Origin of the sequence: uncultured Sphaerotilus sp., from assembly GCF_963924895.1 — a bacterium.
Taxonomy (GTDB): domain Bacteria; phylum Pseudomonadota; class Gammaproteobacteria; order Burkholderiales; family Burkholderiaceae_C; genus Sphaerotilus.
The window spans coordinates 74996-93109 of sequence record NZ_CAWURG010000055.1 but is presented as its reverse complement, the minus strand read 5'-3'; the positions used below and the strand labels follow the sequence as shown (position 1 = coordinate 93109).

The 18114-nt window shown below is 69.0% G+C and carries 20 protein-coding genes and 2 riboswitches; of the genes, 14 read left to right on the top strand and 6 right to left on the bottom strand.

The features are described from left to right. The 5 genes from metK to AABN02_RS19680 all read left to right on the top strand — a co-directional run. On the top strand, positions 1-706 hold a 706-nt coding region (gene metK, locus AABN02_RS19700; RefSeq protein ID WP_338416607.1), incomplete at its 5' end, for a methionine adenosyltransferase. Positions 707-723: 17 nt separating this feature from the next. Further along, a riboswitch (S-adenosyl-L-homocysteine riboswitch) is annotated at positions 724-809 on the top strand. Between the two features lie 54 nt (positions 810-863). Beyond that, positions 864-956, top strand: a riboswitch (S-adenosyl-L-homocysteine riboswitch). Between the two features lie 16 nt (positions 957-972). Next, entirely contained in the window at positions 973-2379 is a 1407-nt protein-coding gene (gene ahcY, locus AABN02_RS19695; protein ID WP_338416606.1) for an adenosylhomocysteinase, read from the top strand. Between the two features lie 43 nt (positions 2380-2422). Further along, positions 2423-3244 (top strand): TlyA family RNA methyltransferase, encoded by an 822-nt coding sequence (locus AABN02_RS19690; protein ID WP_338416605.1) that lies wholly within the window; start codon positions 2423-2425, stop codon positions 3242-3244. A 36-nt stretch (positions 3245-3280) separates the two neighbouring features. Beyond that, positions 3281-4120 carry a methylenetetrahydrofolate reductase [NAD(P)H] gene (gene metF / locus AABN02_RS19685; protein ID WP_338416604.1) on the top strand — a complete coding sequence of 280 codons (840 nt, stop codon included), beginning with the start codon at positions 3281-3283 and terminating at the stop codon, positions 4118-4120. A 13-nt stretch (positions 4121-4133) separates the two neighbouring features. Beyond that, entirely contained in the window at positions 4134-4304 is a 171-nt protein-coding gene (locus tag AABN02_RS19680; protein ID WP_338416616.1) for a hypothetical protein, read from the top strand. Here AABN02_RS19680 and AABN02_RS19675 read toward each other — a convergent pair. Beyond that, positions 4292-4936 (bottom strand): 5-formyltetrahydrofolate cyclo-ligase, encoded by a 645-nt coding sequence (locus tag AABN02_RS19675; protein ID WP_338416603.1) that lies wholly within the window; start codon positions 4934-4936, stop codon positions 4292-4294. The genes AABN02_RS19680 and AABN02_RS19675 overlap by 13 nt on opposite strands. A 176-nt stretch (positions 4937-5112) precedes the next feature. Here AABN02_RS19675 and AABN02_RS19670 point away from each other — a divergent pair, with 176 nt between their 5' ends. Both AABN02_RS19670 and AABN02_RS19665 read left to right on the top strand, forming a co-directional pair. Beyond that, positions 5113-7158, top strand: coding sequence for a transglycosylase SLT domain-containing protein (locus tag AABN02_RS19670; RefSeq protein ID WP_338416602.1), 2046 nt, complete (start codon positions 5113-5115; stop codon positions 7156-7158). Positions 7159-7207: 49 nt separating this feature from the next. After that, the gene (locus AABN02_RS19665; RefSeq protein WP_338416601.1) at positions 7208-8176 is read left to right on the top strand and encodes a complex I NDUFA9 subunit family protein; all 969 of its coding nucleotides are present in this window, start codon (positions 7208-7210) and stop codon (positions 8174-8176) included. 1 nt (position 8177) lies between these two features. Here the strand turns inward: AABN02_RS19665 and AABN02_RS19660 are convergent, their stop codons facing one another. Further along, the gene (locus AABN02_RS19660) at positions 8178-8792 is read right to left on the bottom strand and encodes an FxDxF family PEP-CTERM protein (protein WP_338416600.1); all 615 of its coding nucleotides are present in this window, start codon (positions 8790-8792) and stop codon (positions 8178-8180) included. Positions 8793-8970: 178 nt separating this feature from the next. Between AABN02_RS19660 and AABN02_RS19655 the strand changes: the two genes are divergently transcribed. Continuing rightward, a complete protein-coding gene (locus tag AABN02_RS19655) occupies positions 8971-10206 on the top strand; it encodes a multifunctional CCA addition/repair protein (protein WP_338416599.1) in 1236 nt (411 codons plus the stop codon). A 3-nt stretch (positions 10207-10209) separates the two neighbouring features. On the opposite strand, the gene AABN02_RS19650 is transcribed toward AABN02_RS19655, so the two are convergent. Beyond that, positions 10210-10401 (bottom strand): DUF2905 domain-containing protein, encoded by a 192-nt coding sequence (locus tag AABN02_RS19650; RefSeq protein ID WP_338416598.1) that lies wholly within the window; start codon positions 10399-10401, stop codon positions 10210-10212. Between the two features lie 22 nt (positions 10402-10423). Beyond that, positions 10424-11539 carry an SAM-dependent methyltransferase gene (locus AABN02_RS19645; protein WP_338416615.1) on the bottom strand — a complete coding sequence of 372 codons (1116 nt, stop codon included), beginning with the start codon at positions 11537-11539 and terminating at the stop codon, positions 10424-10426. A 77-nt stretch (positions 11540-11616) separates the two neighbouring features. Here AABN02_RS19645 and AABN02_RS19640 point away from each other — a divergent pair, with 77 nt between their 5' ends. From AABN02_RS19640 to AABN02_RS19625, 4 genes are read left to right on the top strand one after another with little or no spacing between them, the layout of a single operon-like run. Further along, on the top strand, positions 11617-11988 hold the full coding sequence (locus tag AABN02_RS19640; RefSeq protein WP_338416597.1) for a dihydroneopterin aldolase: 372 nt from the start codon (positions 11617-11619) through the stop codon (positions 11986-11988). After that, positions 11985-13022, top strand: coding sequence for an Rpn family recombination-promoting nuclease/putative transposase (locus AABN02_RS19635; RefSeq protein WP_338416596.1), 1038 nt, complete (start codon positions 11985-11987; stop codon positions 13020-13022). The genes AABN02_RS19640 and AABN02_RS19635 overlap by 4 nt, the downstream gene beginning before the upstream one ends. A gap of 37 nt (positions 13023-13059) precedes the next feature. After that, entirely contained in the window at positions 13060-14049 is a 990-nt protein-coding gene (ttcA, locus tag AABN02_RS19630; protein WP_338416595.1) for a tRNA 2-thiocytidine(32) synthetase TtcA, read from the top strand. Between the two features lie 35 nt (positions 14050-14084). Then, positions 14085-14777: a hypothetical protein gene (locus AABN02_RS19625; RefSeq protein WP_338416594.1), complete on the top strand. Its 693-nt coding sequence runs from the start codon at positions 14085-14087 to the stop codon at positions 14775-14777. Here AABN02_RS19625 and AABN02_RS19620 read toward each other — a convergent pair. After that, positions 14758-15612, bottom strand: a complete 855-nt coding sequence (locus AABN02_RS19620) for a DUF6279 family lipoprotein (protein ID WP_338416593.1) — start codon at positions 15610-15612, stop codon at positions 14758-14760. The two genes, AABN02_RS19625 and AABN02_RS19620, sit on opposite strands and share 20 nt — an antisense overlap. Positions 15613-15718: 106 nt before the next feature. Between AABN02_RS19620 and glmU the strand changes: the two genes are divergently transcribed. Together glmU and AABN02_RS19610 are read left to right on the top strand one after the other, a co-directional pair. Continuing rightward, positions 15719-17110, top strand: a complete 1392-nt coding sequence (gene glmU / locus AABN02_RS19615) for a bifunctional UDP-N-acetylglucosamine diphosphorylase/glucosamine-1-phosphate N-acetyltransferase GlmU (RefSeq protein ID WP_338416592.1) — start codon at positions 15719-15721, stop codon at positions 17108-17110. Then, on the top strand, positions 17107-17481 hold the full coding sequence (locus AABN02_RS19610; protein ID WP_338416591.1) for a hypothetical protein: 375 nt from the start codon (positions 17107-17109) through the stop codon (positions 17479-17481). Before glmU ends, AABN02_RS19610 begins: the two co-directional genes overlap by 4 nt. Here AABN02_RS19610 and AABN02_RS19605 read toward each other — a convergent pair. After that, a complete protein-coding gene (locus AABN02_RS19605) occupies positions 17456-17965 on the bottom strand; it encodes an Lrp/AsnC family transcriptional regulator (RefSeq protein ID WP_338416590.1) in 510 nt (169 codons plus the stop codon). The two genes, AABN02_RS19610 and AABN02_RS19605, sit on opposite strands and share 26 nt — an antisense overlap. Between the last annotated feature and the right edge of the window lie 149 nt (positions 17966-18114).

The window sequence follows — 18114 nt, the reverse complement described above, 5'->3', positions numbered from 1 at the left end:
GCGCCGCGACGGCCGTCTGCCGTGGGCGCGCCCCGATGCGAAGTCGCAGGTCTCCGTTCGTTATGTTGATGGCAAACCGCACCACATCGACACCGTCGTGATCTCGACCCAGCACCGTGAAGACATCGGCCACAAGGAACTGACAGAAGCGATCATCGAGCAGGTAGTGAAGCCCGTGCTGCCGAAGAACATGGTCACCCAGGACACCAAGTTCCTGATCAACCCGACCGGCCGCTTCGTCATCGGCGGCCCGCAGGGCGACACCGGACTGACCGGGCGCAAGATCATCGTCGACACCTACGGCGGCTACTCGCGCCACGGCGGCGGCGCGTTCTCGGGCAAAGATCCGTCGAAGGTTGACCGCTCGGCCGCCTACGCCGCGCGTTATGTCGCGAAAAACATTGTGGCCGCAGGCCTCGCCACCAAGTGCGAAATCCAGGTCGCCTACGCCATCGGCGTCGCGCGTCCGGTCAGCGTGCTGGTTGACACCTTCGGCACCGGGAAAATTTCTGACGACAAAATCGCGGCACTGGTCGAGAAACACTTCGACCTGCGCCCGAAAGGCATCATCCAGTCGCTGGACCTGCTGCGCCCGATCTACACCAAGACCGCTGCCCATGGCCATTTCGGCCGCGACGAGCCGGAATTCACCTGGGAGCACACCGACAAGGCAGCAGCCCTCAAGGCGGACGCGGGCATCAAATAAAAAGGCGTATAATTTGCCCCGCTGAGGAGCGTTGCGACCGGGTGGGGTTTAAGCCACATTTACCGGCCAGGCTCAGCAAAGATATCAACGGCGCTCGCACCGGAAACGGTGCGGGCGCTTTGCTTTTGTAGCAACGATTTCGCATCAACTAAAACGTGCCCCCGAGGGGCGCTGCGACCGGGCGGGTCGAAGGTTTAACCCGCACACCGGCCAGGCTCGGACGGCATGCTGGTAACGGCGCCCGACTATCTATCCAGGAGCAAGACATGAACGCAAAAACCGCCGACTACAAAGTCGCCGATATGACCCAAGCCGACTTCGGTCGCAAGGAAATCGCCATTGCCGAGACCGAAATGCCCGGTCTGATGGCGATCCGCGAAGAACACAAAGGCAAGAAACCGCTGAAAGGCGCGCGCATTGCCGGTTCGCTGCACATGACCATCCAGACCGCCGTGCTGATCGAAACGCTGGCGGATCTGGGCGCCGACATCCGCTGGGCGTCATGCAACATTTTCTCGACCCAGGACCACGCTGCTGCCGCAATCGCCGCTAGCGGCATTCCCGTGTTCGCCTACAAGGGTGAAACGCTGGAAGACTACTGGGATTACACCCACCGCATCCTCGAATGGTCGGACGGCGGCACGCCGAACATGATCCTCGACGACGGCGGCGACGCCACCCTGCTGGTCACACTGGGCGCGCAGCACGAGCGCAACAAGACGCAGCCGCCCGAGGGCACCAATGAGGAAGAAGTGGTGCTGTTCGCCGCGATGCGCAAGACGCTGAAGGAAAAGCCCGGTTTCTATTCGAACATCGAGAAAAACATCAAAGGCGTCACCGAAGAAACGACCACCGGCGTGCACCGCCTGTATCAGATGGAAAAAGAAGGCCGTCTGCCGTTCCCGGCGATCAACGTCAATGACTCGGTCACCAAATCCAAGTTCGACAACCTCTACGGCTGCCGCGAGTCGCTGGTGGACGGCATCAAGCGCGCCACCGACGTGATGATCGCCGGCAAGGTCGCCGTCGTCGCCGGCTACGGTGACGTGGGCAAGGGCTCGGCGCAGGCGCTGCGTGCCCTGTCCGCGCAGGTCTGGGTGACCGAGATCGACCCGATCAACGCGCTGCAGGCCGCGATGGAAGGCTACAAAGTCGTGACGATGGAGTGGGCCGCCGACAAGGCCGACATCTTCGTGACCACCACCGGCAACAAGGGCGTGATCCGCCACGCGCACATGCTGGCGATGAAGGACCAGGCGATCGTCTGCAACATCGGCCACTTCGACAACGAGATCGAGGTCGCGTCGTTGGAGCAGTACGAGTGGGACGAGATCAAGCCGCAGGTCGACCACGTGATCTTCCCGGACGGCAAGCGCATCATCCTGCTCGCCAAGGGCCGCCTGGTGAACCTGGGCTGCGGCACGGGCCACCCGAGCTTCGTGATGTCGTCGAGCTTCGCCAACCAGACCATCGCGCAGATCGAGCTGTTCTGCCACCCGGACGGCTACGACGCCGGCAAGGTCTACGTGCTGCCGAAGCACCTGGACGAGAAGGTGGCGCGCCTGCATCTGAAGAAGGTCGGCGCCATGCTGACCGAGCTGACCGACGAGCAGGCCGCCTACATCGGCGTGCCGAAGCAGGGCCCTTACAAGCCCGACACCTACCGTTATTGATTCACCCCGGCCCCTGCGGGGGCCACCGAGAAAGACACACGACATGCGCATCGATCAGCTGATTGTCCAACGGGGCATGGTCCCGACCCGCTCCGCCGCCCAGCGGCTGATCGAACGCAAGGCCGTGCGCTGGCTCGGCCCCAAGGGCTGGCTGGTGCCGACCAAGTCCGGCGAGGACGTGCCCGACGACGCCCAGGTCGAGATCACCGACGACGCGGAGCTGCGCTTCGTGTCGCGCGGCGGCCTCAAGCTCGAAGGCGCTGTTGCCCGCTGCGGCTTCACCGTGGCCGGGCGCACCTGCCTGGACGTCGGCCAGAGCACCGGCGGCTTCACCGACCTGCTGCTGCAGCAAGGCGCGACGAAGGTGGTCGGTCTGGATGTGGGCCGCGACCAGCTCGCCGCCAAGCTGCGCGACGATCCGCGTGTGGTCAGCTACGAAGGCATCAACGCCCGCGACGTGGGCGAGTCGGCCTTCGCGCAGGAGTGGGCCGCGGCCAGCTTCGACGTGGTAGTCGCCGACGTGTCCTTCATCTCGCTGACGCACGTGCTGCCGACGCTGTTCGCCTACATGGCGCCGGACGCCGACCTGCTGGTGCTGGTGAAGCCGCAGTTCGAGCTGCAGCCCGAGCACATCGGCAAGGGCGGCATCGTGCGCAACAAGGCGATGTTCACCGAGGTCGAGACGCGTGTGCGCCAGTGCTGCCGCGACGCGGGGATGAAGGTCCACGCCTACTTCCAGAGCCCGATCACCGGCGGCAACGGCAACACCGAATTCTTCCTGTGGGCGCGCCACCTCGACCTGGAGTCCGGCGACAAGCCGATCGCGCAGCCCACGCCCAAGAAGCCTGTCCGAGACGACACCTGAGCAGCTCCGCCTGCGCAGACCACGACTGAACCTGCCATGACGCCAACCGCCTCCCTTCCGCTGAGCCTGGAGTTCTTCCCGCCCAAGACGCCCGAGGGCGTGACCAAGCTGGCTGCCGTGCGCCAGGCGCTGTATGCGCTGAAGCCGCAGTTCTGCTCGGTCACCTACGGCGCGGGCGGCTCGACCCAGGACGGCACGCTGCAGACCGTGCAGGCCCTCCTCGACGAAGGGCAGGACGGTGCCTCGCACTTCACCTGCGTCGGCGCGACCCGCGAGTCGGTGCGCGAGCGGCTGGCACAGTTCCGGGCGATGGGGATGCGCCGCATCGTCGCGCTGCGCGGCGACCTGCCCAGCGGCTTCGGCCCGATGGGCGAGTTCCGCCACGCCAGCGACCTCGTGGCCTTCATCCGCGCCGAGACGGGCGACCACTTCCACATCGAGGTGGCCGCCTATCCCGAGATGCACCCGCAGGCCCGCTCGCCCCAGGCCGACCTGCAGGCCTTCGAGGCCAAGGTGAAGGCCGGCGCCAGCTCGGCGATCACGCAGTTCTTCTACAACGCCGAGGCCTACTGGCGTTTCGTGGACGAGGTGCAGGCGCTCGGTCTGGACATCCCGGTCGTGCCGGGGATCATGCCGATCACCAATTCCAGCGGCATCCTGCGCTTCGCCGACGGCTGCGGCGCCGAGATCCCGCGCTGGGTGCGGCTGCGCTTGCAGAGCTACGGCGACGACACGGCCAGCATCAAGGCCTTCGGGCTGGATGTCGTGACCGACCTGTGCGAGCGACTGCGCGCGCAAGGGGTGCCGTCGCTGCATTTCTACACGATGAACACCAGCGCCACGGTGCTGGAACTGGCGCGCCGGCTGGCGCTGTGACGCCGCACCGGTGATGCGGTGGCGCCACACCGGCGCGGCCCTGAACTACACCCGCTTCTCCAGCGTCAACCTTGACGTCAAGAAGGTGCAGATCCGCACGGACCTGAAGACCACCACGGGCACGCTGGGCACCCTCAAGATCGACCCGCTGCTGGTCGGCGTGGGCGTCGGCTACAAGTTCTGATCCGCGTCCGGATCGGCGGTCTGACCGTGTTCACGGTCCCAGACCGGGCCGTCCTCGGTCAGCATCGCGTCGAGCGGCACGTCGTGCGGCTCGGCGTGCAGCCACGGGATGTAGCCGTGCGCATAGCCGATGCCGGCGGTGAAGGGCATCGGCTTCAGTGAGGCCAGCGTGCGGTCGTAGAAACCGCCGCCATAGCCCAGCCGCACCCCCCCCGGCCCGAAGCCCACGCAGGGCACCAGCAGGAGTTCCGGGTGGAATTCCTCCGTGTCCTTCGGCTTGAGGATGCCGAAGGCGTCCTCCTCCATCGGACAGCCGGGGTACCAGACGTGGAAGCGCAACTGCTTCGTGAGCTTGTCGATCACCGGCAGGCCGATGCGCCGGTCCGGGGCGGACTCGGTCCAGCGGTAGAGCGCGGGCAGGGCGTCGAACTCGCCCTTGATCGACCAGAACGCGCCGATCGTCTTCTCCCTGCGCGACAGCAGCCAGACCATCAACACCTCCTGCAGGTGCACCGAGCGCTGGTGGCGGTCGGACATGCCCATGCGTTCGGCCTGGAGTTGCTGGCGCAGCGTCTTCTTGTCGCGGGGCGGCTCGGGGAGCTTGAAGGGGGGAGTGCTGGACGGAGTGCTCATCGGATTTCGTTCTCGGCCAAGGTGGGTCGATTGTGCGTGTGCCCGGGCATGGCGGCAAATCGAAGGCGGGTGGCAGGGCGTGTTTTGCCCGGTCGATTCGCACGTGCTTGTCGGCGACGGGGTGGCGGGATCAGGGTCCGCCCCTACACTGGCGGCGGGGGTCAACGAAGGTGCGCATGAAGTCAGTGGTGGATGTGGCGAGGGCCGCGGTGGTGGCGGTGGTGACCAGTTGTGGTCTGGCGGGGTCGGTGTGCGTGGCGCAGGCCCAGAATGCCGCGACCAGCGAGACCCGGGCGCTGGACGACCGGCTGGTGCAGGCGCGCGAGTCGTTCCGCAAGAAGGACCGGACCCGGCTGCTGGTCCACCGCGACACGCTGGTGGCCGCGCGCCACCCGCTGGCGATGTGGGCCGACTACTGGGAGCTGAACAACCGGCTCGCCGAGTCGAACCAGGGCGAGCTGGACGCCTTCTATGCCCGCTGGCCCGGCACCTACGTCGAGGACCGCCTGCGCAACGACTGGCTGCTCGAACTCGGCAAGCGCCGCGACTGGCGCAACTTCGCCACCGAATACCCGCGCTTCAAGTACAACGACGACCGCGAGGTGAGCTGCTACGCGCTGCTGCTGCGCCACCACGTTGGCGAGGACGTGCGCGCCTCGGCCCGCGCGAACTGGTTCCTGCAGCGCGACGGCGACGACGGCTGCACGCTGCTCGTCACCACGCTCTACACCGCGCGCCTGTTCGGCGCCAGCGACGTCTGGCTCAAGGCCCGCGAGGCCGCCGAGGCCAAGCGCCTGAATGCCGCCCGCCAAGCACTGACCCTGCTGGGCGAGGACGCGGGGCCCACGCTGACCGAGCTGTTCGAGCAGCCGCAGCGCTACCTGGCCCGCCGTGCCGACACCGACAGCCGCCAGGGCGCCGAATACGCCGTCATGGCGCTGGCCCGGCTGGCCGCCAACGACCCCGCCGCGGCCGCCACCGAATTGCAGGACCGCTGGCAGACCCGGCTCCCGCCCGAGGCTGCGGCCTGGGCCTGGGGCTCCGTGGCGCGGCAGGCGGCGATGAAGCTGATGCCCGAGGCGGACACCTGGTTCCAGCGGGCCAGTGGTGCTGCGGCCACCGCCACCCGCGACATCGACTGGAACGACGACACGCTGGCCTGGCGTGCCCGCTCCGCCCTGCGGGCCACGGACACGGGCCGCTGGCAGCGCCTGCTCGACGCCATCGCGGCCATGAGCACCACCGCGCAGGCCGATCCGACCTGGGTCTACTGGAAGGCCCGCGCCGTCCAGTCCACCGCCAGGGCGGGTGCCGAAGGCGACGGCCAGCGCACGGCGGCCGGGGTGCTCTTCGAGCGCATCTCCGGGCAGATGAACTTCTACGGCAAGCTCGCCGCCGAGGAACTCGGTCACCCGCAGACCCTGCCCGCCCGTCCGGCGGCGCTCACGGCCGAAGAGCGGGTGCAGGCCTTGCGCCAACCCGGTCTGACCCGTGCGCTGGCGCTGATCGCGCTGGGGCTGCGCAGCGAGGGGGTGCGCGAGTGGAACTTCGCGATCCGCGGGATGGGGGACCGGCAGCTGCTCGCTGCGGCCCAGCGCGCCTGTGACAACGAGGTCTGGGACCGCTGCATCAACACCAGCGAACGCACCCGGCAGGAGATCGACCTGGCCCAGCGCTTCCCGATGCCCTTCCGTGCCGATGTGGTCGCCGCAGCGCAGGACGTGGGGCTGGACCCCGCCTATGTCTACGGGCTGATCCGCCAGGAGTCGCGCTTCGTCGCCGACGCGCGCTCGGGCGTGGGCGCCTCCGGCCTGATGCAGGTGATGCCGTCCACGGCGCGCTGGACCGCCAAACGGCTGGGCATCCCCTACACGCAGGACTCGATCACCGACAAGGCCACCAACCTCAAGCTCGGGGCGGGCTACCTCAAGCTGGTGCTCGACGACTTCGGCGGCTCGCAGGCGATGGCCGCCGCCGGCTACAACGCCGGCCCGAACCGCCCGCGCCGCTGGCGCGAGGGACCGGTGATGGAGGTGGCGGCCTGGGCCGAGAACATCCCCTTCAGCGAGACCCGCGACTACGTGAAGAAGGTGCTGTCCAACGCCAGCTACTACGCGGCGGTGCTGGGCGGCAAGTCGGTGGTCGATCTGAAGAGCCGGCTGTCGCCGCTGGTGGGGCCGCGTCCGGTGGATGCGCAGCCCGAGAACCGGCAGATTCCCTGAGCCGCACGCCGCACGCCACCCCCTCCACCACGCCACGAAGACCGCCACCATGACTGCGCGCACCCTGTTGATTCTCGGCGGCACGGGCTTTGTCGGCCGGGCACTGCTCTCCCGCTGGACGGCCACGCCGGACGGGCTCGGGACCGTGCGCATCCCGAGTCGCCGCCGTGCGCGGGGCCGCGACCTGGCGCTGCTGCCCGGCGTGCAGGTAATCGAAGCCGATGTGCACGACCCGCGCCAGCTCGACGCGCTGTTGCAGGGCGCCGACGCAGTGGTGAATCTGGTGGCGATCCTGCACGGCAGTGCGGCCCAGTTCGAGCGCACCCACGTCACGCTGCCGCAGCAGCTCGCAGCCGCCTGCCAGCGGGCCGGTGTGCGGCGGCTGGTGCATGTCAGCGCGCTGGGCGTACCGGAGGGTGATCCGGCCTCGGCGCCCTCGAACTACCTGCGCAGCAAGGCGCGTGGCGAGCAGGTGCTGCGGGCGGCGCCCGGTCTCGACCTGACGGTCCTGCGCCCCAGCGTGATCTTCGGGGCCGAGGACCAGTTCATCCGGCTCTTCGCGCGCCTGCAGGCGCTGGTGCCCGTGATGGCGCTGGCGGGTGCGCAGGCGCGGTTCCAGCCGGTGTGGGTCGAGGATGTGGCGCAGGCGCTGGTGCAGTGTCTGCGCGACCGTTCGACCATCGGCCAGACGATCGAGTGCGCCGGGCCGGAGGTGTTCACGCTGGGCGAGCTGGTGCGGCTGGCGGGGCAGTGGAGCGGCCATGTGCGCCCGGTGCTGCCGCTGCCGGCCTGGGCCGGGCGCGTGCAGGCGGCCGCACTCGGGCTCTTGCCGGGCGAGCCGCTGATGTCCTGCGACAACCTGGAGTCGATGCGCGTGCCCAATGTCGCCACCGGGCAGCACCCGGGGCTGGCCGCGCTGGGCCTGTCGCCGGCGGCGATCGCATCCGTGATGCCGCCGCTGCTGCGCGCCGGCTTCACCGCCGAGGACCAGCGGCGCACACGCGCCGGTCGGGACTGACTCAGCCGCGACGGCGGCGGCTGGCCATGCCGAGCAGGCCCAGTCCGGCCAGCATCATCGCGACGGTTTCCGGTTCCGGCACGGCGGCCATCATCGGCGGGCTGCTCAGCACGAGGTTGTAGGTCCAGCCGGAGTTGCCGCCACCATCGAAATCGTTCCAGCCGAGCCGGAAGCCGGACACGGCCGCGTAGTAGGTGCCGGGCAGGAGCTGGTAGCTGAAGGACAGGGTCGTGGCCGACGTGCTGTTGTCGTCGAAGGCGCTCGCCAGCAGCAGGCTGTCCGGCAGGGTGCTGTCGAACAGACCGATCACGGGCTTCGCCGCGGCGGTCGGGGTCTCGATCGTCATCGTGGCCGTCAGCGCCGAGCCGACGTCGAAGCGGAAGAAGTCGGCCGAGTTGCCGCCGCCGTTGTCGGGCACCCCCGTTTCGGTGCGCCGTGCGCCCGAAATGAACAGATAGCCGCCCGGCGACAGGGTGCCGGCGGCCTCTGCCAGCGAAGGCGCGTCATTGGCGACGCCAGTGCTCTGCTCCTGCTCGATGTAGGCGTGGGCCTGCAGCGCGCCCGTGAGCAGCAGGGCCGTCAGCCCGAGGCGGGTAGCGAAGGTTCGAATGGACATGAAATGACTCCCCATGGAAATTGCGCACAGCCGTTGCAAACATTAAACATTTGGTACGGAGTAGTGCCAGTGCATGATTGAACCACTCCATCACATTTCCTGCCTATCCCTGGCTCGCGGGTGATACTTTTGCGAAATGCAGCACATCGGCCGGTCTGGGGCGTCGGCAATGCCTGATATGAAAATTTTTCTGGTCGGCGGGGCCGTTCGGGACCGCCTGATGGGCCATGCGCCCGGGGATCGCGATTGGGTGGTCATCGGCTCGACCCCTGAACAGATGGGTGCGGCCGGCTATCTGCCGGTCGGGCGCGACTTCCCCGTGTTCCTCCACCCCCGAACCCGGGAGGAGTACGCGCTGGCCCGCATCGAGCGCAAGACCGCCCCCGGCTACCACGGCTTTTCCTTCCGCGCCGATCCGGATGTGACGCTCGAAGAGGATCTGTCCCGCCGCGACCTGACCATCAACGCGATGGCCATGGACGAGGGCGGCACGGTCATCGACCCCTGTGGCGGCCAGGCCGATCTGCGCGACCGGCTGCTGCGCCACATCGGGCCGGCGTTTGTCGAAGACCCCGTGCGCATCCTGCGGCTGGCGCGTTTCCTGGCCCGGTTCGGCACGTTCAGCGTGGCGCCCGAGACGCTGGCGCTGTGCCGCGCGATGGTCGCCGCCGGTGAGGTCGATGCGCTGGTGCCCGAGCGGGTCTGGCAGGAACTGTCGCGCGGCCTGATGGAAGCGGCGCCGTCGCGGATGTTCCGGTTCCTGCGCGAATGCGGCGCGCTGGTGCGGCTGCTGCCGGAGGTGGACGCGCTGTTTGGCGTGCCGCAGCGCGCCGAGTACCACCCCGAGATCGACACCGGCGTGCACCTGATGATGGTGCTCGACATGGCCGCGCGCCTGGACACGGCGCTGCCGGTGCGTTTCGCCTGCCTGACGCACGACCTGGGCAAGGCGACGACGCCGGCCGACGTGCTCCCGCGCCACATCGGCCACGAAGCGCGCAGCGTGCGGCTGCTCGGGCCGCTGGCGCAGCGGCTGCGCGTGCCGGTGGAGTGCAAGGAGCTGGCCGAGGTCGTCGCGCGCGAGCACGGCAACCTCCACCGCAGCAGCACGCTGGACGCCGCCGCGCTGGTCCGGCTGATGGACCGCTGCGATGCCTGGCGCCGCGCCGAGCGCTTCGAGCAGACGCTGCAGGCCTGCGAGTGCGACGCGCGCGGGCGGCTCGGCTTCGAGGAGCAGGTCTACGCGCCCGCGCCACGCCTGCGGGCGGCGCTGGCGGCGGCGCAGCAGGTCAGCTCGGCCGAAGTCAGCGCCAGAGCGATCGCCCGCGGCTTGAAAGGCCCCGACATCGGCCGGGCGCTGCACCAGGCCCGCGTCGAAGCGGTCGCCGCAGCCTTGCCCGCCGCCGCGGCGTAGCGCTCAGAGCCAGCGCGCCAGCGCCATCCCGATCAGCGTCAGCAGCACGCTCGATCCGAAGGGGAAGTGCCAGCGCCGCGCGCCGATCTTCACGCTGAAGTCACCGGGGATGTGCCCCAGCCCGATCTTCTCCAGCCAGCCGTGCAGGCCGTTGAAGACGAGGCACGACAGCGTGAAGACGATGAGCCAGCGCATGGGGCGTGTCCGGTCCGGTCGGTCAGAGCGTGTGGCTGCGGTCACCCGCGCTGAAGCCGATCGCCTCGAAGGACGCGGCCTCGGTCACGAAGCCGATCACCTTGAACAGCTCGCCCATCTCGTGCTCGGTGACGAGTTTCTGCGCCATCGCCCGGCCGCGCAGATCCGCGGTTTCCAGGTCCGCCAGCAGCCCGCAGTTGAACAGGAAGCGCGCCTGCGAGGTGTAGCCCAGCACCTCCAGCCCGGCGTCCTGCCCGGCCAGCGCGACCGCCGTGAAGTCGACGTGGGCGGTCAGGTCCTTCAGGCCAACGTCGTGCAGCGGGTCCGCATCCGCCTTGTGGCCGCGGTGGCACATCAGCGTGCCGCCGGTGCGTTGCGGATGGTAGAACTCGTGCTCCGGGAAGCCATAGTCGATGAAAAACGCAGCACCGCGGGTCAAGGCTGCTGCCAGCGTGGACAGGAAAGCGCTGGCCTGCCGCGGCAGCTCGGTCACGGTGCCGGGCACGAAACCGAGGTCCACCGGCGGGCGCAGCTCGGTTGGCCGGTCGGCCCAGACGAACTGCGGCGCGCCGGCCGCCTCGTCCAGCGCCACGCCCCGCTCCAGCCACTGCGCGCCGTCCCAGGCGACGAGCACCACCGGCATCGCGTCCAGCACTTCGTTGCCGACGACCACGCCCTCGAAGGCCTCTGGCAGCGTGTCGATCCAGCGCACCTTGTCGGCGAGCTGCGGCACTTCCTTGGCGAGGCGCTGGCGCTGGCGTTCGCGCAGCGTGCCGGACAGGTCGACGATGGTGTAGCGGTCGACCGTGGCGCCCAGCTCGTCCAGCGTCTGCAGCAGCTGGCAGGCCAGCGCGCCCGAACCAGCGCCGAACTCCCAGACCTCGCGCGTGCCGGTGGCGGCCAGCGCCTGTGCGACCTGGCGGGCCAGCGCGCGGCCGTACAGCGGCGAGAGTTCCGGCGCGGTGATGAAGTCGCTGCCGGACGAGGGCAGGGCGCCGAACTGGCGGTCGCCGCCGCTGTAGTAGCCCAGGCCCGGCTGGTAGAGCGCCAGCGCCATGAAGCGCTCGAAGCCGATCCAGCCGCCGCTGCGGCGGATCTCGTCGGCGATGAGGGCATCGAGCGCCGGGACGGCGGGCAGCGGGTCGCTGGCTACACTGGGGAAAGAGGCGGTGGCGGTGTTCACCGGCCGATTGTAGAAAGGTAGCCAGTTCCCCCATGTCCACCACCCGCGGCACCCAGATCCTGACCCTGACCGGCCTGCGCTTCGACGCCAGCCTCGGCATCCTCGACCACGAGAAGACGACACCGCAGCCCATCGCCGTCGACGCCGAACTCAACCTCGGCACCCAGCCGCTGACCCCGCCCGACGACGACCTGCTCCACGTCCTCGACTACCGCCGCGTGCGCAAGATCATCATCGACGAGTGCCGTGCCCAGCATGTCAACCTGCTGGAGAGCCTGATCGGCAAGGTCGCGGCGCGGCTGATGGACCTGCCCGGCGTGCTCGGCGTGCGGGTGCGCATCGCCAAGCTCGAGATCTTCGAGGACTGCGAGGTGGCGATCCGGGTGGAGACGGGGCAGTGGTGAGCGCGCAGAGTCCGCATGACAACGCCTACAAGCATGTGTTCTCGCATCCACGTGCCGTGGCGGACCTGCTGCGCGGGTTCGTGCACGAGGACTGGGTGACGCAGCTCGACTTCACCACGCTGGAGAAGGTCAGCGGCAGCTACGTCACCGACGACCTGCGTGACCGCGAGGACGACATCATCTGGCGCCTGCGCATGTCGCGTGCGCCGGGTGTCGAGCCGGTGATACCGGGCGAGTGGGTCTACGTCTACCTGCTGCTGGAATTCCAGAGTAGCAACGATCCCTACATGGCCGTGCGCATCCTCACCTACGTGGGGCTGCTGTACCAGGATCTCATCAAGAGCGGCCGGGTGACGGGCGGGCGCCTGCCGGCCGTGTTCCCGCTGGTGCTCTACAACGGCATGCGCCCCTGGACCGCCGAGCGACAGGTGGCCGACCTCATCGAGCCGGTGCCCGCCAGCCTGAGCGCCTACCGACCGAGCCTGCGCTACTTCCTCATGGACGAAGGCCGCTTGCCGCAGACCAGCCTGGCGCAGCCGGACAATGCGGTGGCGAGCATGGTGGAGCTGGAGCGCAGCGGCAGCCCGGCCGAGATCTCGCAGGTCGTGGGCCGGCTGGTCGAGAAGCTCGAAGCGCCGCAGAATCGGGAACTTAGGCGGGCGCTGGCGGTCTGGATCAGGCGGCTCGTGCTGCGCCGGTTCGCCCCGGAAGGCGATGTGCCCGAATTGCAGGATCTACCGGAGACCCATCACATGATCAGCGAACGCGTGGACAGCTGGACGCAGGAATGGCTGCGGCAAGGCATGCAACAGGGACTGCAGAAGGGCATCCAGCAGGGGATGCAGCAAGGGATGCAGCAAGGCATGCGCGACGGGCAGGCGCTCGTCTTGCGCGACCTGCTGGAGCAGCGATTCGGTGTGCTGCCGTCCGAACTGGTGGAGCGCATCGAACAGGCCGGCCTGGACCAGTTGCGCGGCTGGTTCACCCGCATTCTCACGGCACAGAGTCTGGCTGCCGTGTTCTCGGGGCAGTGAGACACGGGCGCCGGGGATGGCATGACAATGCTGTCCCATGCAGACCCAAGATACCCTCCTACCGAGTCCCGGCGCGGTCCGGCCCGCTGACCACCCCGAGCGGCGCGCCGCCCACGAGACCAACAAGCTCTCCAAGCGCCTGCACCGCCTCGTCAGTCAGGCGATCAAGGACTACGCCATGATCGAGGACGGCGACCGCGTCATGGTCTGCCTCTCGGGCGGCAAGGACAGCTACGGGCTGCTCGACATCCTGCTGAACCTGCAGCAGCGCGCCCCGATCCAGTTCTCGATCATCGCCGTCAACCTCGACCAGAAGCAGCCGGGCTTTCCGGCGCATGTCCTGCCCGAGTACCTGGCCAGCCGCGGGGTCGAGTTCCACATCGAGAACCAGGACACCTACTCGGTCGTCAAGCGCGTGATCCCCGAGGGCGACACGATGTGCAGCCTGTGCTCGCGGCTGCGGCGCGGCATCCTCTACCGCGTGGCGGAGGAACTGGGCGCCACCAAGATCGCGCTCGGCCACCACCGCGACGACTTCCTCGGCACCGTCTTCCTGAACATGTTCTTCGGCGGCAAGCTCAAGGGCATGCCCCCGAAACTGGTCAGCGACAACGGCCGCCACACCGTGATTCGCCCGCTGGCCTATGTGCCGGAGACCGACCTGGAGCGCTGGGCCGCGCACCGCGAATTCCCCATCATCCCTTGCACGCTGTGCGGCTCGCAGGAGAACCTGCAGCGCGTACAGATCAAGCGCATGCTGCGGGAATGGGACAAGCAGCACCCGGGCCGCATCGACAACATGCACCGCGCCTTCGCCCACGTCGTGCCCTCGCACCTGATGGACCGGGCGCTCTTCCCCTTCGAGACCATCCGCCCGACCGGCGAGGTCAACCCGCAGGGCGACAAGGCGTTTGACGAGGACGACGAAGACGCCTGCGCCACGCCGACGGCGCCCGCGCTGCCCGCCGAGGCCAGCATTTCACTGGCTGCGCTGCGCCGACCCGGCAGTGGGGTTGGCGGCGACTGAGCCGTTCCGTTTCGATGTTCTGCAAGGAGACTGCGATGCCGAAGGTTCCCACTCTGCCCGATGGATTCCGCACCGACCGCCGCCGCTGGGGGCTGGGGCTGGCCGCGGTCACCGCCGTGGTGCTGCTGCCGGGGTGCGCCGCGTTCAAGCAGATCGGCGTCGATGTGGTCACCTTCGGCGCCTGGCCGGAGAAGCGCCCGCCGGGCCGCTACGCCTTCGACCGGCTGCCGTCCCAGAACGCTGGCAGTCCCGAGCAGGTGCAGCTCGAAGCCGCCGCGGCGCAGGCGCTGCAGCGGGTGGGCTTCGTGGCCGCCGACAGCGCGGCGCGGGCCGATGTGCTGGTCCAGACCGGCTGGGGCCGCTCGCGGGTGCTGAGTCCCTTCGCCGATCCGGCGCCGTGGTGGCCGAGCCGGGGCAGTGGCGCCCCCCTGCCGACCGATCGCCGTGCCCATGCCTCGGTCGGCGTGGGGGTTGGGGTGGGCATCGGGGGTGGCCGCGGGGGCTTCGGCTTCGGTGGCAGCTTCGGCGAGCCGGCGACCTTCGACCGCCAGCAGGCGCAGCTGCTCTTCATCGACCGCGCCAGCCGCGACAAGCTGGTCGAGATCCAGGTCCAGCACGAGGCCCGCTACTCCAGCGCCGACTACCTGCCGCTGCTGTTCGACGCGGGCCTGAGCGGCTTCCCCGATCTGAAGGCCGGCACCCGCCAGGTCACCGTGCAGCTGCCATAGACCCGGCCGCACTGCGCAGGTCGCGCGCCCAGCCCTGCAGGCGCTCGACGGCGTGCGCGCGCTGTTCGGGCGTGGTGCGGTTGTGCAGGTCGGCGGCGAGTTCGCACTGGAAGCGCACGAGCTGTTCCCGGTACTGCCGCGCCGCCTCGTCACTCGGGCGGACGTTGTAGCCGACCCAGGTGCGCAGCAGGCCCAGGCGCTGCGCCTTGTCCAGCCCCGGCAGGGCGACCGCGCGCAGGGTGGTGACCAGTTCCTGCTGTTGGCGCTGGCGCTCTTGCAGCCAGCGGTGCGGATCCCAGGGGGAGCTGCGCAGGCGCTCCGAGAGGAAACGGCGCTGCGCGCTGTCGATGCGGCCGTAGAGCGTGTCGGCGCGGTCGATGATGCGCTCGGTCGAGGCGCGGTGGCGCTGGTCGCTGTCGCCGCGCAGGTAGGTGTCGCGCCACTCGCGGTTGCTGGTGTCCAGCCGGGTCTGCAGGTGGCGGAGCTGGCCTTCGTCGAGGCTGCCGAGCGTCTCGACCAGTGGCTCGGCCAGCGCATTCAGGTAGATCTCCTGGCGGCCTTGCACGGTTTTCCACCAGCGGCAGGCCTGCACCGGCGTCGCATCGACCGCGGCCTCCTGCGCGGCCTGTTCGAGCAGGGCGATGTCCTCGGGCAACTGCCGCGTGCGGTGCCAGGTCTGCCACTGGGCGAGCGTCTGGCGCACCTGTGGCGCCTGCGCCGCACTGAAATCGAAGTAGCGGTCGAGCCACCAGTAGGCGATCGTGTCGGCCTGGCTGTAGCCGATGCGCAGCGTGCTGCAGGCGGCCAGCAGCACGCAAACCGACAAAAGCAGCACGCTCCGTGTCCACCTGTTAAGCCGGGCTGTTCGTTGCCCTGTCACGCCGTTCCCGATAATCGGGAATTCCCGAGAATTCGGAACACGCCTTAGAGAGGATCTGTGCATGTTGCTCGACGTTGTGATCATGGCCGCTGGCAAGGGTACGCGGATGAAATCCGCCCGCCCCAAGGTGTTGCATGCGCTGGCAGGTCGCCCGCTATTGCAGCACGTCCTGGAAATGGGCGCAGGGCTCGGGGCTGAACGCCTGATCACCATCACCGGCCACGGCGCCGAACTGGTCGAAAGCACGATGCGGGCCGCGCTGCCCGCCGCGCCGCTGGCCTTCGTGCGCCAGGAGCCGCAGCTCGGCACCGGCCACGCCGTGCAGCAGGCCGTGCCCGAGCTGCCCGAGCATGGCACCACCCTGATCCTCAACGGCGACGTGCCGCTGATCCGCGCCGCCACCGCGCAGGCGCTCATCGACGCCTGCGGCGGCGAGAAGCTGGTGCTGCTGACGGTGCTGCTGGACGACCCGACCGGCTACGGCCGCATCGTGCGCGAAGGCGAGCAGGTCCGCGCCATCGTCGAGCACAAGGACGCGACCCCCGCGCAGCGCGCCATCCGCGAGGGCTACACCGGCATGATGGCCGCGCCCACCGCACACCTGAAGCGCTGGCTGTCGCGCCTGAAGAACGACAACGCGCAGAAGGAGTACTACCTGACCGACATCGTCGAGATGGCGGTGGCCGACGGCGTGCCGGTGGTGGCGACGCTGGCGTCGAGCGAGACCGAGGTGCTCGGCGTCAACAGCCCGCTGCAGCTCGCGCAACTGGAGCGCCGCTTCCAGGCGCAGCAGGCCGAGGCCCTGCTCGAAGCCGGCGTGCGCATGGCCGACCCGGCGCGCTTCGACCTGCGCGGCTCGCTCACCTGCGGCCGGGACGTGTCGATCGACGTCAACTGCGTCTTCGAGGGCACGGTCACGCTGGGCGACGACGTTTCCATCGGCGCCAACTGCTGCATCCGCAACGCCACCATCGGCGCCGGCACCGTGCTGCAGCCGTTCACGCACATCGATGGTGAGGCGCTCGGCGTCGAGGTCGGCGCGGGCGTGCAGATCGGCCCGTTCGCCCGCCTGCGCCCCGGCGCGAAGCTGGGCGACGAGGTCCACATCGGCAACTTCGTCGAGGTCAAGAACTCCACGATGGCCCGTGGCGCCAAGGCCAACCACCTCGCCTACCTGGGCGACGCGGTGGTCGGCGAGCGTGTCAACTACGGCGCCGGCAGCATCACCGCCAACTACGACGGCGCCAACAAGCACCGCACCACCATCGAGGCCGACGTCCACATCGGCTCCAACTGCGTGCTGGTCGCGCCGGTGACCATCGGGGCTGGCTCGACCGTGGGCGCGGGCTCGACCATCAGCAAGGACGTCGCCGCCGGACAGCTCGCCGTCGCGCGTGGTCGCCAGACCAGCCTGAGCGGCTGGACCCGCCCGGTCAAGGCACCCAAGAAGTGAGCGCTGTGGCCGGCAGCCTGCTGCCCTGGCGCCGCGGACCGGCCGCCGCGCCCGCCGCACCGCCGGTGCCCACCGGCGTGCTGCCGATCGATCCCACCCACTACCAGCGCCTCGGCCTGTCCGAGGACTGCACGCTGACCGAGCTGCAGATCGCGTGGATGCGGATCGAGCCGACCCTGCCGCCGCCGCTGACGCCGCTCCAGCGCCGTGACCTGCCGGACGACCGCAGCGAGGCACACCGCGCCGAGGACCGGCGCCTGGCTTTCGCCGTGCTGTCCGACCCGGCGCGGCGTGCGGTCTACGACGCCTGGCTCGCCCGTGAACGCGAAGCGCAGAAGTCCTGGATCAACCGCCTGCTGCGCCGGGGCTGACCGGCCTGGGCAGCGCGATCTGCAGCCCGCATTTCGCCCGGTGCACGCTGAAGAAGCAGCGCACATTGCGCACATTGGCGTCGCTGGTGAACAGCCGCTGCGCCATCGCCTGGTAGGCGGGCATGTCGGCCACCTGCGCGATCAGCACGAAGTCCGGCCCGCCCTGGGTGCGGTAGCACTGCTGCACGGCCGCATCCGCCACCGCCCGCGCCTCGAACGCGGTCTGGCGCTCCACCGACTGCGTGTCCAGCGTCACCTCGACGATGGCGGTCAGGCCGTGGCCCAGCGCCTCGGGCGACAGCACCGCCACCGTGCGTTCGATCACGCCGGCATCTGCCATGCGCTTGATGCGGCGCAGGGCGGTGGCAGCCGAGACATGCACTGCATCGGCCAGCGCCTGGTTCGAGCGGGAGGCGTCGCGCTGCAACTCGTCCAGCAGGCGCAGGTCGATGGCGTCCAGGGGCATCGCTTCGCGGGGTGTCATGCAATAAATCTCCGAATAAATTGCTTTGGTGGCGATTCATTGCAATCTTAATGCATGGCGAAGTAATACGTCGAAAACGATAATTTTTTGCTCATTCATTGCACGACAAGCTCGCTACGATCGGCGCCTGTCTTCATTCACCGTTTGCC